The organism is Wenyingzhuangia aestuarii, from assembly GCF_011927765.1.
In the GTDB taxonomy this organism is placed as follows: Bacteria; Bacteroidota; Bacteroidia; order Flavobacteriales; family Flavobacteriaceae; genus Wenyingzhuangia; species Wenyingzhuangia aestuarii.
In genome coordinates this window covers 1-17,466 of the sequence record NZ_JAATJG010000002.1, presented here as the reverse complement: position 1 = coordinate 17,466, position 17,466 = coordinate 1, and the positions used below count along the sequence as shown (strand labels likewise).

Genomic DNA, 17,466 nt, shown 5'->3' with positions numbered 1-17,466 from the left:
TAGCTCCGTAATAATACTTGTTGATTGTTTAAAAAGAATAGCTTCTTCATTGTTTCATTTTTTAATTTGGTAAGTTTTTATTTTGTTTTTTTACTATAAGCTGGTTAATTATAGTGTTCCTAAAGCCTTAATATCTATTTCTTAATAGAGTAATAAATACTTTGCTTGTTGTTTTATTATCAAAATCAAAATTCAATTATATATACATTAGCGGTATGCCACTCTGTAAATAATTTGTACGCTCACGTAAAAACAAATACATTATTTACCTCAAAAAAAAACTAACAACCTGAAAGACAAAACAATAGATTAAACACGAAAAAATCCCTCAGTCTTGTAATAAGACTGAGGGATTAAAAAAACGTATATTATATACTTTGTTTACTCTGAGTTTTTCGATAAATCTTCAATTCCTTTTTTCACAAATTGACCTGGAGTAACCTTGTATTTATCTTTAAAAACCTTACTAAAATGTGATCTGCTCTTGAATCCTGTAGCTACAAAAACTTCGTTGACTGTCATTTTTTCTCTCACTAAAAATTCTGCAGCTTTTTTTAATCTAAAGTCTTTTAACAATTCAAATGGAGTTTGATTTGTGATTTCTTTTACTTTTTGATAAAAATGAGTTCTGTTTAAATAAAGATGTTTAGCCAAGTTATCTATATCTAAATCTTTATTATCTAAATTCTCTAAAATTAAATCGTACAATTTTTCTATAAAAACAATATTCTTTTTAGAGTCTGTTGATTTTTGCAATTCAAGCGGAAAATCAATTTTAAAACGCTCTCTTAATTGCTGTCTGTTTCTTAATAAAGATTCTATAGTAGAAACTAATTGCTGTGTATTAAAAGGTTTTTTAATATAAGCATCTGCTCCTTCTTCTATTCCCTGAATTTGTTCATCTGTAGAAATACAGGCTGTTAATAACACTACCGGAATGTGACTTGTTTTAATGTTGTTCTTAATAGATTTACACAATTCAAAACCATTTAACTCTGGCATTAATACATCACTCAAAACAATATCTGGCCATTCACTTTCTAAGGCTTCCAAACATTCTGCACCATTGCTAAATTGTTTTACTTCAAAAAAGTTAGACAACATTTCCGAAACAAAGGTTCGCATGTCTAAATTATCTTCTGCGTAAAATATTTTTGCTTGCGCAAAAGTCTCGTCAGATTTAATACTGTTAAAATCAACCTCATCATAGGTAGGTACTAACGTTTCTTCAAATTGTTCTTCTTGTAATAAAACTTCTTCAATTTGCGTTCCATCGTCAACAGCTTCTACAATAATTGGAAGTTTTAAATGAATTTCGGTTCCTTTGCCTAATTCACTTTCGGCATTAATATATCCATAATGCATTTCTACCAAACGTTTAGAAAAAGCCAAACCTATACCAGAACCACCAATATATTCTTTGGTCATTCTTTGTGATTGGTAAAAACGATCAAAAATATTTGGTAAATCTTCTGCAGAAATTCCCTTTCCGGTATCTTTAAAAGAAACCATTAAATTAGAATCATCTGTATAATAATTAATTTCAATTGTATCTCCAGACTTGGTATACTTAAAGGAATTGCTAAATAAGTTATTAAATACTTTTTCTATTTTATCTTTATCGGCAGAAACAAATACGGTTTTACTATTCCCACTATTAATTAATAACTCTTTACCTTCTTTTTTGGCTAAAAAACTAAAATCTGTAGATAGATTTCCTAAAAACGTATCAAAACAAAATGTTTCGTAGTTCATTTTTAATTGTCGCTCATCCGATTTTTGAAATTGATTTACCTGATCTATCAACTGTGAAATTCGTTTAGACTGTCTTTGTACAATTTCTAATTTATCAACAACATCTACTTTTTCTCCTGTTTTTAATTTGCTTAATAAAAAGTCTACAGGTCCAGAAATTAAAGCAATTGGTGTTTTAATTTCGTGAGTAATGTTAGAAAAGAACCTTAGTTTAGATTCGTTTAAATCTTTTAAATTATCTATTTCCAACTGCTCTATTTCTAAATTGTGATTTAGTTTTTGAATTTTAAAGAAAATCTGAAAAACAATATAAATGGCTAAAAACCCAAAAAGAACATATAAGGTATATGCTACATTAGATTTCCAAAATTGAGGTTTAATAACAATATTTAATTCCTTTGGTATAGTCCATTCTTGTAAAGAATTAGATGCTTTTACCTTTAAATTATATGTTCCCGATTGTAACCCATTAAACTCAATAATGTTTTGACCACTTTTTAACTCTACCCAATTTTTATTTAATGGGCTTAACTTGTATTTTATAGAACGATTTTTATAGCTTGAGTAATGCAATGGCACTACCTCTACTGAAAACACATTTTGATTATAACTTAATTGAATGTTGGTATGATTTGCTAAATGCTTTTTTAAGACCACTTTACCATTAATAGTATCTGTAGGCTTTACAACTTGATTGTAAATTCTAAAATCTCCAAATTCTAGTCTTGGTAAAGGTTCTGCTTCTACAATGTCATTAGGATTAAAATAACAGAACCCATGGTTTCCTACAAAAACAAATTGAGCGTTTGATAGTTTTTTAGAATTGTAATGAAAATCTTCAAAAGGCAACCCATCTTCTAAAGTAAAACTTCTAAAAGTCTGCTTTTTAACATCAAACTTATTTAACCCCATATTGGTAGATATCCATAAATTTTGATCTTTATCTACTAAAATGCTTTTTACAACATTATTAGACAAACCTTCTTCTTCTGTAAACGGAATAAACTTAGGAGTTCCATTGCTGTTTTCTACTTTACAAATTCCCCCACCTTCAGTACCTATCCATAATTGATTATTTTTTAATCTAATTATAGAGGTTACAAAATTGCTGCTTATAGCATTTTCTTGTTGATGGTTAACCGTAAAGTTTTTAATTTCTAAGTCTTTAAGAGGCTTATTTTCTTCTAATTTAATTCTTATTAAACCACTTACTTTATCGCCTATCCACAAATAATTATACAACGGATCTATATATAAACTTTTATAAGTTGATGAACTTATTTTTTGAAACACCAAATTATCCGTTAAGCTTTCATTACCTACAACATTTCCTTTAGCATCTAAATTAATTTTACAAACATTGTTGGTATAGGCTATCCATATATTACCCGCTTTATCTTCTACAACATCTTTTATTCCACCTTCAAACTTTGGAGACACCAAAATTTTCTCAACTTTAGATTTTCCTTTTTTAACTCTTCCTACATATTCTTTTTTACCTCCAGAAAAACTTAACCAAACATTACCTTTAGAGTCTGACAACATTACACTTGCTCTACGAACCTCTACTTTTGATAATTTTACAGCTAAATTTCCATACGTATTAGTGGTGGTATTAAAGGTTCTAAAACCATCTCCTGTAGCACCTAAAGAAAACTCATGAGCCGATAAAGGAACTATATCTAAAAAGTTGTTAAGTTTTACAACTTTGTTATGAAAAGGATTTTCTTTTAAATCTATAACATATACACCATTATCAAAAGACCCCACCCAACAATACCTATTATTAAATATTTTAATGGTACTCATCCTTGTTTTTTCTAATAATGTTGTGTGCTCCAATTTTGCTAATGCTTCTGTTTTTTCAAAAACAGAAGCATCTTTATATTTTATAATTCCATTTCTAGCATCACCCAACCATAGTTGATTTTTTGTATCAACATTGGCACAAAAAATTCGATGTTCTTTTAATTTTTTAGACTGAACTTTAAATTCGTATTTGTTGTTGATGAATTTGTAGTCTATAAAAACAACTCCTCCTGAATTGCTACCTACATAAAAAGTATCATTATCTAATCTATTAATAAACCCTGTATTAAAAGCACCATCAACAGGTACAAAATCTAGTTTTTTGGTTTTAATATTAAACTTTAACAAATGATAAGTAGTTGCATATAGGTAGGTATCATCATCCAAAGCAATACCTCCGTAGATAATATTTTTATTAACCAGTCCATCGGAAATAAATAGGGTATACCTACCCTGAAAACTAAAATCTTTATTAAAAACAAACAGTCCTTGTCCCTCGGTAGCACATATAATTTCTTGTGTTTCCGGATGAATAATAACACTCCTAATAATAGGTTCTATCAACACATTTTTAGATGCAGTACTATAAACTTTAGAAAACTTTTCTGTTTCCAAATTATAAATAGACAATCCTTTGTCTGTACCTATTAATAAATTCCCAGACTCATCTTCGTTAATACATCTAACTCTGTTACTTGTTAGAATTTCCTTTTTATAGGTGTTTTTATACTGCTTAATTTTAAATCCATCGTACTTGTTTAATCCATCATAAGTACCAATCCAAACAAAGCCTCTAGAATCTTCAAAAATAGAAGTAACTCCGTTGTGAGTTAATCCGTTTGAAATATTAAGAGATTTGAATTTATTTAGTTTAGATTCTTGAGAAAACGCAAGACAGGTAAATAGAAGAAACAACAGGATTAGTGTATTCTTTTTATTCATTATTTTTGGTTTGAAAACAAATATATTATAAAAATACAATTAAAATTGTACTGATTTCACAATTATAAAACCATTCTGCATAAAAAAAGCAACCCTACTGGTTGCTTTTTTATTTTACTCTTTTAAATATTTTAATCTAACGAAAAAGTTTCATCAAACCTAGGCATATTGTATTTCTTCCACAACTCTCCTTCTTCTAAAGAATGAAACCATTTGGGTTCCTCATTTGTTTTACTCCATTTTTCAGCTTCTGTAACCAAACTTTTTAAAATTTCTGGATGCTGATTACTTAAATCATTTTGTTCACGAATGTCTTTTTCTATATTAAACAATTGCCATTTTTTAGTACCAACTTTAACAGCTTTCCATTCATTTTTTCTAGCAGCTACATCACTTAATCCTGTTCTGTGTCTTAAAATATATAGCATATCATCTTTATGTGGATTTTTATTTGCCTTTACATCGCACCATACATCTTTTCCTGCTAGCTTGTTATTTTTAGAAACATTTACTTTTGCCAAACCAGCAAAAGTTGGATAAAAATCTATAGCCGAAACCGGATGTTTAAACACATGTCCTGCTTTTACTTTATTGGGCCAATGAAAAAACATTGGAACTCTAAAACCACCTTCATAAGCACTTCCTTTTCCTTCTCTTAAAGGATCGTTATTAGCCGCACCAACTACTAACTTTCCTCCATTATCACTTAAAAAGACAATTAATGTATTCTCAAATTCGTTAGTTGCTTTTAAGGTTTCTACCAATTTACCCACTCCTCTATCTACAGCATAAACCATAGCTGCATAAGTTCTACGTTTTACATCTTTAATAGTACTAAACACTTTTAAATCATCTTCCTTAGCTTCTAAAGGAACGTGTGGAGCGTTGTATGCTAAATACAAAAAGAAAGGCTGTTCTTTTTTAGTTGCTTTGTTTACAAACGTTACAGCTTCTCTAGAAAAAGCATCGGTAATATATGCAGTTTCTTTTACTTGTTTTCCGTTGTATTCTAATGGAGTTAAATAATCAAAAATATTTTTATTTCCTGCTGCTTTTTGCTTTTCGTATATAGGTCTGTACTGCTCCGGAAAATATCTGTGTCCTCCTCCTAAAAAACCAAAAAACTCATCGTATCCACGGTTGTTAGGATGAAACTGTTCATTAGATCCTAAATGCCATTTTCCAATAGCTCCTGTGTAATATCCAGCATCTTGTAGTTCTTTACTGATGAACTTTTCTGTAAGAGGAATTCCTAAATTATATTTTTCACTATTTCTAATTAAATTAAATTGTGCTCCCATGGCATGAGAGTATTGCCCTGTCATAATACTAGTTCTACTTGGTCCACAGAAAGGATGTGCTACATATGCCGATGAAAATATGGTTCCTGCATGTGCCAACTTATCAATATTTGGAGTAATAATATCCTTAGATCCATTAAAGCCAACATCTGCATAACCTAAATCATCACACAACACAACTACAATGTTAGGTCTTTTGTCTTTAGCAAATACACTTGTAAAAGCCATTAACACCGTTAAAGAACTCAACAATCCTTTTTTAAACTTATTTTTCATTTTATTACTTATTAAATTTATCTAATTCGTATTCTTTATTATTTTCATCAATCAACACTAGTTTTAATGTTTTAAACAATTTTGTATAGTTTACATGCACATTAAAAGGTTGTAATGGATTTACTTTTTCTATAAATATTCTATCAATTTCTACTCCCTTATCATCTTCTGAAACTAAGTAAGCCGATGATGCTACAAACACTCCATAACTACCCAAAACCTGTCCGTTTTTACAACTTAATTTTTGAGTGGTAATTCCCGCCATAGTAACCCCCAACACAGGTGTATTCTGAATTTTTGCGGCTCCGTGTATTTCTTTATAATCAAAACTTTCTAAAGGTTGTAAAGTATACAATGGAGTTTTTACTTCTGTTTCTAAATAACCTGTTTCTAATCCGCTACAAAAAATAGCCATATTTAAACCATGATCGTACTCTAAAGAGCTATCATAAGGTTCCATAATTTTAGCAAAAGCAGTATTGTTCGTTTTGTTTACATAACAGATCCAAGATTCTGAAGAAACAATATGAAAACCTGCCATTAAATTATAATCATACTCCACCTCATAAATTCCTGGAGCAACTTCTCCTTTCCAATTGGTTCCGTGGTTGTAATATTTTGCAACATCTTCTGGGTTGTTTTTATCTAACTTAAACCTATTTCTGTTAATGTATCTCCATCTAGCTTCTGGGCTTGACATTACTTGATATTGCTTTCCGTTAGGTAATAAATATTCTTTACTAAAAGGAACATAAGCTACATAATTTTCGCCATCCGTTAAATTGGGATTACTTCTAGAAACATGTTGACTAGAAATCATAATTCCACGTTTTACTTTTTTGTTTCCTACATTTTTTAAGTGATGATTGATATGTACCAAACTAGAATTAGGCTCTATATACAAACTTCTACTATATTCTAACTTTTCTTCTATTTTATTAGGATATACAAAACGTTTTAATTTTCCATTGTATGATGGAACTGGTAATTCTTGTATTCCAGAAGTGACTTCAATGGTTTCATTTCCTTTTCTATCAACTCCCTTTTTTGCTTTGTAAGGACTGTCTCCAATAATGGCAGGTGGTGGCCAACGTTGGGCTTTACTTCCATCTTTATCTACCGAACAATTTTCTATAGGCAAAGGAACTAATCTATAACCTCCAAAATTTCTCCACTCCTGCATTTTAACCTCATCGGTAGGTGCAAAACTTTTTCCCATTAACTTAGAATTGATCCATAACGAAGGAACATCACCCAAATTATATTCTAAAATTCTACCTGCTGCTTTAGGAACTACTGCCACACTTATGTATGGATTTTTAGCCACATATACTTCTTCCCAATTCCAATTTTTATAATTCTTTACAACCTTAATACTTGCCTTGTTTTGAGATGATAAACTCATTACAAACAAGAAAGAAACTAAGAAAAATACCTTTATCGTTTTCATATATTTTAGCTATTAAATTAGAGTTGAAAATTAGCACAATAACCTATTATTCTATGGGTGTATATGCACTACAAACAACACTTTCTTAACATATTAACATTAAAAAAACAGGCAGTTACTTTTCTTACAAAGAAATACCTGTTTTTTTTACAATAACTAAAATGTATTTATTATTACTTATTCCAAAGAACGGGTAACCAAACAGACATTTCACTTACTCCTCTGTTTGCCCAAGAAAAATAAGGAACTAACTGTACATTTTTGGTTTCCCATGTAGGTTTAGACACTTCGTTATACATAGCTTCATTTTTATCTTTACGAATAGCCAATGCTCCAGAAATAGTAGTAACTCCTCCTAAGAAATCTGGTTTGTAATTTGCTGTTAATTTAGAATCAAAAGGCAAATACACATCTAAAACCTCTGTATTGTTAGGTAAATCTGGACTTTCTACACAGTATACCACAGGCCCTCTTTTAACTGCTGCTTGATTTCTTACTTCTTCTATTAATGGATTTCCTTCTAACAATTTAATTTCCATTGGCATGTCTAAAGTAATCACATCACCTTTTCTCCATTTTTTATTCATAGTAAGGTATTGACCTGGTATAACTTTATACCCAGCATCTTTACCGTTTACTTTTACAGTAGTTCCTTTAGCCCATTCTGGTATTCTAACCAAAATATCAAAAGCATCTCTTTTACATTTATCTACGGTTAAAGTTACATTTCCTTGCCAAGGGTATTGAGACTCTTGCGTTAATTTAAGTTTAGAACCATCTAACATTTTTGTAGACAATTCATTTCCTCCAAATAAGTTTACAGCAACACCGTTACTAGTTAAGCTATATGCCCATCCTGATAATTTTGCAATGGTACGCACCAAGTTTGGTGGACAACAAAAACATGGAATATAAGGCTGACGAACATCAAATTCTGTATCGTTTCCAGGATCATATCCTTTATGACTTACACGTAATGGATTTGCATAAAAATAATCTTTCCCCTCAATACTAATTCCAGACAAAGCACTGTTAAATAATACTAATTCCATAATATCTGCATACTTAGCTTCTCCATGCAACCCTAACATACGGTAACTAAACATAGAGTTACAAATATTAGCACAAGTTTCATTATAAGCCGTTAAGTTAGGCATCATGTATTCATTAATAAAACCTTCGTGAACCATATCTACATGTGATGATACTCCGTGATGTGTTTGCCCTACAGCTCCTGTTACATACATTTTTTTATTGACCACATTACTCCACAATCTATCCAAAGCATCAATTAATGCTTGCTCTCCTGTTTCTGCATATACATCAGCAGCTCCTGCATAAAAATACAAAGCCAATACAGCGTGTCCTTCTGCTGTTTTTGCTTTTCTTAATGGGGTACGTTCTTGTACCATATCTCCAATAAACTTGTAACCTGCAACAGAACTTGGCTCTACACCTGACTTTCCTCTTAAGTTGATAAACAATTCAGCCAATTTTAAATAACGATCATCTTGAGTAGTTCTATACAACTCTACCAATCCCATTATTTGAGTTTGATTAAATCCAAAACGCTTTAAATCTCCTTTAGGTTCTGGCATAAAGGTTTTGTACAAAAAATCTGCTTGTTTGATGGCAATATCTAAAAAATTGGTTTTACCTGTAATTCTATTATGAATACAAGCAGCCGTAAATAAATGACCTGCATTGTACATTTCATGATATTGTCTATTTCCAAATCTTTCTCTATCTGTAAAAGCTTGTACTTGTGTTTGAATATATCCATCAGGAGCTTGTGCTTTTCCTATAATATCAATATACTCATCTAACTCTTTTAAAATTTTAGGGTCTTTGTTTTGTGCGTATATGTACATAGAAGCTTCCATCCATTTATAAAAATCTCCATCATGCCATTTCATTCCCTTATGCTTTCCTTCTTTAAGTCCTGCAACAATTTTAAAATTATTTAATGCATGACCTACATCTCCCGTTAGAACTTCTCCCATATAAGGTACCATTACCTCTTCTGCTTTTTTAAACTTATCAGCCCAAAAACCAGAAGTCCAATGACAATCTCCAATGTCTATACTTTTAAATTTTACACTAGGACTTTTAGTGTTATTCATAATTCCTTTTTCCTGTGCATTGGCAACTCCCAAAGTCAACATACCTAAAACCCCTAAAAAAACTTTTCTCATAGTATAATAATTCATTAATAATTATGCTTTTGTTAAAAAAAGACGGTTAAAACAAATAATACAAAATATTTACTATTTGTTTCTTAACATAAACTTAAACAAAAGCTTATGTGTATGATAATTTAATCTCTAGATAGTTTAAATAACATCAAAATTGTACTGTTAATTGTTTATGGATGTAAATCTAATACCTTCTAGTATTTCCTGAAAGAGTGGTTTTAGGCTAAAAAATCAAAATAGTACTACTATTGGCTAAACCACGTAACAAATCAATAGATAAAAAGCTATTATTTTGCTATATAACACTATTATTTAATATTTAATTATCAATAATCCAATACAAATACCGAATTTTTAAACACTTTTTAAAACTAAAAAACTGACATTTTAAAAAAATACACATCAATAAAGTGTCATTAATTCAAAACCAAAAACCCGCTTATCAAACTAGATAAGCAATTCTAATTTTAACTAACTAATTATGATAAATTTTATTTTTTCAAGATTAACCATAACTAAAAGTATTTCCATACTTATTGTTATGCTCTCATTAGTCTGTTTACCATCAAATGCACAAACATTTACCAAGGTAACAGGTACTATTGTTGATGATAACGGAGAACCTTTAATAGGTGCCAATGTATACAAACTTGGTACTAAAGTAGTTGTTACCTCAGACTTTGATGGTCAATACGTAATAAAAGCTAAATCTGGCGATATTTTAAAGTTCGCTTACTTAGGTTTTGAAGATAAAACCATAACCATTACCTCTGCAACACAAAACATAACTTTAAATAGTAATGTAGAAAATTTAAATGATGTTGTTTTAATTGGATATGGTTCTGTAAAAAAGAAAGAATTAACCGGTGCTGTTGCCAGAGTTGAAGCTGAAGAACTAGAAAGAATTACTACTTCAGATTTAGGTACGGCATTACAAGGACAGGTATCTGGTGTAAACGTTGTAGCCCCATCTACCCCTGGAGGAGAATCAGAAATTTTAATTCGTGGAATTACTTCTATTAACGGAGACAATACTCCTTTATATGTTGTTGATGGAATTATTCAAGATGGAGATCCTAGAATTCCGCCAAGTGAAGTAGAAAGTTTAGACATTTTAAAAGATGCTGCTTCTACAGCTATTTACGGTGCTCGTGGTGCTGCCGGAGTTATATTAATTACGACTAAAAAAGGAGAAGAAGGAACTTTAAAAGTTCGTGTTAACGGTAGTTCTGCCATTCAGTTAAGAAGACCAGCTGTTCCTTTATTAAATGCTACTGAGCAATTATTTGTAAACACAGTAAGTTTTAGAAATACAACAGGAGATGTAGATGCTAATTTAAGACTTCCAACTTTACAAAATCCTTATGCGTTACAAAATGATACAGATTTAAACAAACTATTATTTAACGACCAAGCATACATACACAATTACAACACTAGTGTTTCTGGAGGTAATAAAGAACTTACCTACAATGTAACTATGGGTATTTTTAATCAAAAAGGATTACAATTAAACTCTAATTACGAAAGATTTAATACCAGATCTAATACTACCTACAAAAAAGGAAAATTATCTGTAGGTACAAGCGTTGGTTTGTCTATTGATAAAAGAGATATTCCTAGAAACAATTTACTATCACAAGCCATTGTATATAGTCCAAACCAAAACGGATTGGTTTTAGATGATTTTAATGATTTGGTAGATAACGGAGACCAAGCTAACCGTTTAACATGGGTAATTCAGAGTTTAAAAACTAAAGAATACCTTAAAACATTAAGATCCAATGCTTCTATCAACCTAAATTACGATGTAAACAAAAACATTAGCTTAAGAGCTAATTCTGGAGTTACATACAATATAGGAAGAGGAAAAATAAAAGTTCCTTACCAAGAAGTTATTAACCGTACTACGGGTCAACCTATTACTCAACCTACTAATAGTTATATAGAAGACAGAAGTAACGAGAGAATTAATTTTTACGCAGAAATTGGAGGTAATATTAAAAAACAATTTGACGATCATAAACTTGACTTAGGAATTTTTATTACTGCAGAAAAAACAAGTTTTGAACAATTTAATGCAAGAAGACTAGAAGCTATTAATAATGATTTAGATGTTTTAAACAGCGCTACAGGAGAACAAATTGTAAACTCTGGTAACGATTACACAAGCACCATGTTTAGTCAACTAGCCCGTTTACAATATAATTACAAAGGAAAATACAACTTAAGTTCTAGTGTTCGTTTTGATAGAACTTCTAAATACGCATACAATAACAATTTTGGAATGTTTCCTTCTTTAGCGTTTGCATGGAATGTATCTGATGAAGAATTTTGGAATAATTTTAAAGACACTGTAAATAACTTTAAATTTAGAATTACACACGGTACCGTAGGTAACAATAGAATTCAAGATTACCAATACATAGCTACTATTACTCAAAACATAGATTATGTAGGAGCTACAGGAACTAGCGAAGTACTAAACAATGGTGCTACTCAAACAGATTTTAAAAACCCAAACTTAAAGTGGGAAACTTCTGTACAAACAAACGTAGGTGTTGATTTAGCTTTCTTAAAAAACAAAATAACGTTTGGAGCAAATTATTACTCAACTCACAAAAGAGATATGTTATTCCCTGTTTTCTTACCAACATCTGCTGGTGGTGGAAACAATGCTACTGTAATTTTAAATGCAGGAAACATGACTAACAAAGGGATTGAGTTATCTACTAGATATAGAAATAGAATTGGAAAAGTTTGGTATCAAATGACAGGAACTTTTACAACCAATCAAAACAAAATCACCAAAATAAACGGAGATAATGATTTCTTATTCACCAATGATAATGGTTTGGTAAGTAGAGCACAAACACAATCTAGAGTTACAGCACATCAAGTAGGTAGAGAAGCTGGAGCTTTCTATTTATGGAGAACTAACGGAATTATTAATACTGAGGAAAAATTAGCAGAATATCAAACTATTGACTCTAATGCTAAAATGGGAGATGTAATGTTTATCGATCAAAATAATGACAAGCAATTAGATGATAACGACAGAGTATACAGCGGAAGCGGACTTCCTAAATACGAAATTGGTTACAATGTAAATGCTACTTACAAAGACTTTGATTTTTCTATGAACTGGTATGCATCACTAGGTCATGAAATTATGAATGGTTTTAATGCATGGGCATATGGTTTTGGAAGACACAAAGATTTAATATATCAATGGTCAGAAGCAAACCCTGTAACCAATGTACCTGCTTTCCGTGATGATATTAGAAACCACAGAAACTTTATTGGTTATAGTGATTTATGGCTAGAAGATGGTTCTTACTTACGCTTAAGACAAGTAACCTTAGGTTATAGTTTACCTAAAAAAACAACAAAAAAACTAGGAATTGAAAGACTAAGATTTTACATCAGTTCTCAAAACCCTTTAACTTTTACCAACTACAAAGGATACAATCCTGAAGTAGGTGGTGGTGTAACGGCAAAAGGACTAGATAAAGGAACAGGACCTATATCTGTACAATATTTAGCAGGAATTAATTTCAACTTTTAATACCGTACAATCATGAAAAATATCATATTTAAAATTACCATATTCACGCTTGCTCTTGGTTTTATGACCTCGTGTACAGATGAAATGAAAAGAGATTTCTTAGAACAAGAAAACCCTAACGAAGCTACAACAGACAACTTTTGGAGAGATTTAGGAGAAACACAAAAAGGATTGTATTCTGTATACAAAACTTTATACGACCCTTCTACATTTAACATTCCAGAAGAAATGTTAAGATCAGATATGGGATACCCGTCTTTAAACAGACCTACTCCTGCATCTCCTTCTCCTTTTTACATTCATACCTATTCAGAAACTTCTGATGAAGTAAATGAAAAATGGCAGTCTAACTATTTAGGAATTTTTAGAGCAAATCAAGTAATAGAAGCTTTAGAAAGAATTCAAACCAATACAGATATTAACCAAGAAGAGTGGACATCTCAAATGGCTCAAGCTCGTTTTTTTAGAGGACTGTTCCACTATTACCTATACACTACTTATAACAATGGTAGTATTATTATAAGAAATAAAGTTCCTACCAATAGAGAGGAGTATGAACTACCATTATCATCGGCTGCTGATGTTTTAACTTTTATTAGAGAAGATTTAGAATATGCCTATGCTAACCTTTATAAAAAAGGAGAATATCCAGATAATGATATTTCTAAAGTTACTGCAGGTGCTGCTGCTATGGTTTTAGGAAACTCTTACCTAAACGAACTAAAGTATACAGAAGCTAGTGCTTATTACGAAGACGTAATTAATAACCATGGATACGAGCTTGTAACAGACTTAGATTTAATGTTTACAACCGCTGGAGAATTTAATGATGAATCTATTTTTGAAGTAAATTTTACAGCAGATAATATCAATTTAAATTTTGCTCCTTGGGATGGAGGAACAGGTACCAGTATATTGGCATTATACACTCGTGGTAACACCTCTACAACTGCAGCAGGACCAGCATGGATTGCATACGAATTTAAAAACGAACCTAAAGATCCTTTAGATGACAGGAATTATTATATAGATCCTGCAGACAACACAAAAAAGTTAAGAAATGTACCACTTAGAGCATCATCAATGATGGCTATTGTAGAAGATTATCAAACTTTATATTACCAAGCACCTACTACAGAAGTTACAGGACCTGCTTTTAATGGTAGAGCCTGGGGAGGATTTGCTTACTGGAAAAAATACACCAATCATGATATTGTAGCTGCTGAAAGAGACATACCAAACGGAGTCGCTTATTCTGCAAAAAACTTAACAGTAATTAGATTAGCAGAAGCCATTTTAAACCTAGCAGAATGCAAAATTAAAACCAATAAAATTGATGAAGCTCTAGGTTTAATTAACCAAATTAGAAAAAGATGGGGATTGGTTTTATTAGGTCCATCAAATGGAGATACTAGTAGAACTTATGATGAAGAAGTATACACACAAACTAGCCTTATGGATCGTTTTATGAAAATAGAAAAACCATTAGAATTAGGTGCAGAAGGACATGCTATGCGTTGGATTGATTTTATTAGATGGAAAAAATCTGATAACTACGGATTTAAAGAACGTTTGCAAGAACTATCAGACTTAACACTTTATGGAGTTAATTATAGTTATACAGATAACGAAGGAGTAGCTAAAACAAAACAAAACTTCCCTTCTTTAACAGACACGGCTCCTGCAGATATAAATCAAGCAGAAGTAGTAGATTATGAATATGATTTGGCAAACAGTAATTATACAGATGCCTTAAATAGCTACTACCCTATTCCATCAAGAGAAAAGAACGCAAACGGTAACATAGACTAATTGTTATTATAACGAACTTAAAACACAACCAGATGAAAAATAAATTCATACAACAAATAATACTAGGTACATTACTACTTTGTACAGTAGTAAGTTGTACTCAAGAATACGCTGATTATACAGCACCTGATACAATTAACGACACCTCTTGGATTATTGGTTTTAATCCCAATGTAAATGGTGATGATCGATTTTCTATAAACATTGACACCCATATTAGTTTTTTAGACTTATCTCAAGGTCAAAAAGAACACAGATGGATTATTGAAAAAGGAAATTACTTTTTAAAAGAAAGATTTACAGCTTCTGATTCTCTTCCATTATTTATTATTAACAATGATACTGTTACTAAAAACACTAAAGCTCATGTCTTTTTTAGAAAAAAGGGCTACAGTAAAATAAGATTGTTTAACACTTACGATGCTCCTGTTAGTAACAAAACAAGTTTAGGAACTTTTACTTCTAAACAAGTAGGAAATTTACATGTAATAGATACTACATTTACTTTTGATGTATATGGACACATAAAGCCTGATTTTAAAATTTTACAAGACGGTGTAGAAAAAATAGCGATTACTGCTGATGAACTTACAAGTACTAAAAACAAAGATTCATGGCCTACTGTTGAGGTAGAAGCAGGTAGCTCTTTAACCTATTTTGATCAAACTACTGAAGGTAGACCTACTAGCAGAAGATGGGAAATTCCAAACGGAAGTCCTATAACCAATAATGCTAAAGAAGCAACTATTAAATTTTTTAAATTAGGAACGTTTGATGCCGGAACCATAACCGCCAATAGAGGAGTCTCTAACGGTGTAAATTATCCTAGTGCTTCTGCTACTAAAATTATTCCTTTAAAAGTTAAGGTTATTAAATCATCACAACCTTTTGCTATTAATGGACAAATTAAAGAAACCAAAGACGAAGTCTTGCGTTTTCAAGTTTCTGGAGAATTAACTCCTTTTACAAGTCAAGAAAGTTTCTTTACCGTAAATGTAACCAACGGAGCTTTTAACCAAAACATTTCTGTTAGCAATGCAAAAGTTAGCGAAGCAGATGCCACTTATATTGAATTAACTCTTAGCGAGCCTATTTATAATTCGGATGTAATTACTGTAAACTATGCAGGAGGAACAATTACCTCATCTGATGAAAGACCCTTAGAAGATTTTACAACTCCTATAACGGTAACTCCATATTTTGAACCTAATGTTTTACCTGGAAACGGTTGGGCTAGTTTTGAAACCTCACATCCGGCTATTAACAATGCTTTTGCTCTAGATTATTTTATTGGAAACGGAAATAAAGTAGATGGTAGTAACACAGATGGTTATTACGAAAGAACAACAAGTAAATCATTTCTAGGAGAAGCTTCTATGCATTTTAAATCTACAGATGCAAATCCACTTCCTGGAATTAACTTGTGGGGGTTTGCTTTTGCAAAACCAGATCCTATACCTGCAGGAACTTATAAAGCATCTTACAGAGTCTTCTTAGAACCTGGAAACACACTAAAAGCAATAAGAACAGAAATTAACAAACCTGTATTTTTACAACAAGTTTGGGACATAGAAAATGTAGAAAGAGGTAGCTGGCAATTAATAGAAAAAGAAATTACATTCCCAGAAGACATTACCGAATCTAACTCTAGATGGGCATTTAGAATTCATCCTCCATTAAACGCAGGAGTTACAGGTGCTCAAGAAATGTACATTGATGATTTCTCTTTAATTAAAATAGAAACAAGACCTTAATAAAAAACTCATCGCTCTTGTTACTTAAAAACTACAAGAGCGATTAAAAAAGAATACAAAATGAAAAATATACTAAAAACAATCACTCTTTTTTGCTTTGCCATTTTACTAGGTAGTTGCTCTAAAGAATCTATTTTTGAAGGAACTCCTGATATTGATTTGGTAAAAGTGTACACCTTAAGTAATATAACTGGTAGTGGTTTAGAAAAAATAAACGTTTATCAATCTAAAACTCTGCTTATAGAGTACCAAACAACTACCCGATTAAACAAATACAACACCACTAACTACACAGACAGTTCTGACGATACAACATATACTATTGTAGTTACCAAAACAGATGGAGATGAAAGTAGCATCTATACTATAACTGGAGATAAAACCACAGGTACTGGATCTTTAAATATAGACAATAACGGTACTATTACTAATTATACTAATATTAGTATTGTAGAAGAACAAGTTTATAATTAAGACATTTAAAAAATAAAAAAAGGGGTTGGCAATTGTGGACAGCCCCCAAAAAGTTGGACGGTTAAAAAATTAATTATTGATATGAGCTCGATATTTTATCGGGCTCATTCCATTTAAAGCTAATGATATT

Annotated in this window: 8 protein-coding genes; 4 read left to right on the top strand and 4 right to left on the bottom strand. The window is 31.1% G+C overall.

Annotated elements, in window-relative coordinates; all coding sequences use genetic code 11:
* Window positions 1-381: 381 nt before the first annotated feature.
* The 4 genes from GGR97_RS02035 to GGR97_RS02020 all read right to left on the bottom strand — a co-directional run bounded on the left by GGR97_RS02035 (window position 382) and on the right by GGR97_RS02020 (window position 9,728).
* Window positions 382-4,506 carry a hybrid sensor histidine kinase/response regulator transcription factor gene (locus GGR97_RS02035; RefSeq protein WP_167896762.1) on the bottom strand — a complete coding sequence of 1,375 codons (4,125 nt, stop codon included), beginning with the start codon at window positions 4,504-4,506 and terminating at the stop codon, window positions 382-384.
* Between the two features lie 131 nt (window positions 4,507-4,637).
* Window positions 4,638-6,083 (bottom strand): sulfatase family protein, encoded by a 1,446-nt coding sequence (locus tag GGR97_RS02030; protein WP_167896761.1) that lies wholly within the window; start codon window positions 6,081-6,083, stop codon window positions 4,638-4,640.
* Between the two features lie 4 nt (window positions 6,084-6,087).
* On the bottom strand, window positions 6,088-7,533 hold the full coding sequence (locus tag GGR97_RS02025) for a hypothetical protein (protein WP_167896760.1): 1,446 nt from the start codon (window positions 7,531-7,533) through the stop codon (window positions 6,088-6,090).
* 173 nt (window positions 7,534-7,706) lie between these two features.
* Window positions 7,707-9,728: a glycoside hydrolase family 127 protein gene (locus GGR97_RS02020; protein ID WP_167896759.1), complete on the bottom strand. Its 2,022-nt coding sequence runs from the start codon at window positions 9,726-9,728 to the stop codon at window positions 7,707-7,709.
* A gap of 481 nt (window positions 9,729-10,209) precedes the next feature.
* On the opposite strand from GGR97_RS02020, the gene GGR97_RS02015 reads away from it, so the two are divergent.
* From GGR97_RS02015 to GGR97_RS02000, 4 genes are read left to right on the top strand one after another with little or no spacing between them, the layout of a single operon-like run.
* Window positions 10,210-13,296: a SusC/RagA family TonB-linked outer membrane protein gene (locus tag GGR97_RS02015; RefSeq protein WP_245229435.1), complete on the top strand. Its 3,087-nt coding sequence runs from the start codon at window positions 10,210-10,212 to the stop codon at window positions 13,294-13,296.
* A gap of 12 nt (window positions 13,297-13,308) precedes the next feature.
* Window positions 13,309-15,108 (top strand): RagB/SusD family nutrient uptake outer membrane protein, encoded by a 1,800-nt coding sequence (locus GGR97_RS02010; RefSeq protein WP_167896758.1) that lies wholly within the window; start codon window positions 13,309-13,311, stop codon window positions 15,106-15,108.
* Window positions 15,109-15,140: 32 nt separating this feature from the next.
* Window positions 15,141-16,862 (top strand): SwmB domain-containing protein, encoded by a 1,722-nt coding sequence (locus GGR97_RS02005; RefSeq protein WP_167896757.1) that lies wholly within the window; start codon window positions 15,141-15,143, stop codon window positions 16,860-16,862.
* A gap of 60 nt (window positions 16,863-16,922) precedes the next feature.
* On the top strand, window positions 16,923-17,336 hold the full coding sequence (locus GGR97_RS02000) for a hypothetical protein (protein ID WP_167896756.1): 414 nt from the start codon (window positions 16,923-16,925) through the stop codon (window positions 17,334-17,336).
* Window positions 17,337-17,466: the final 130 nt, after the last annotated feature.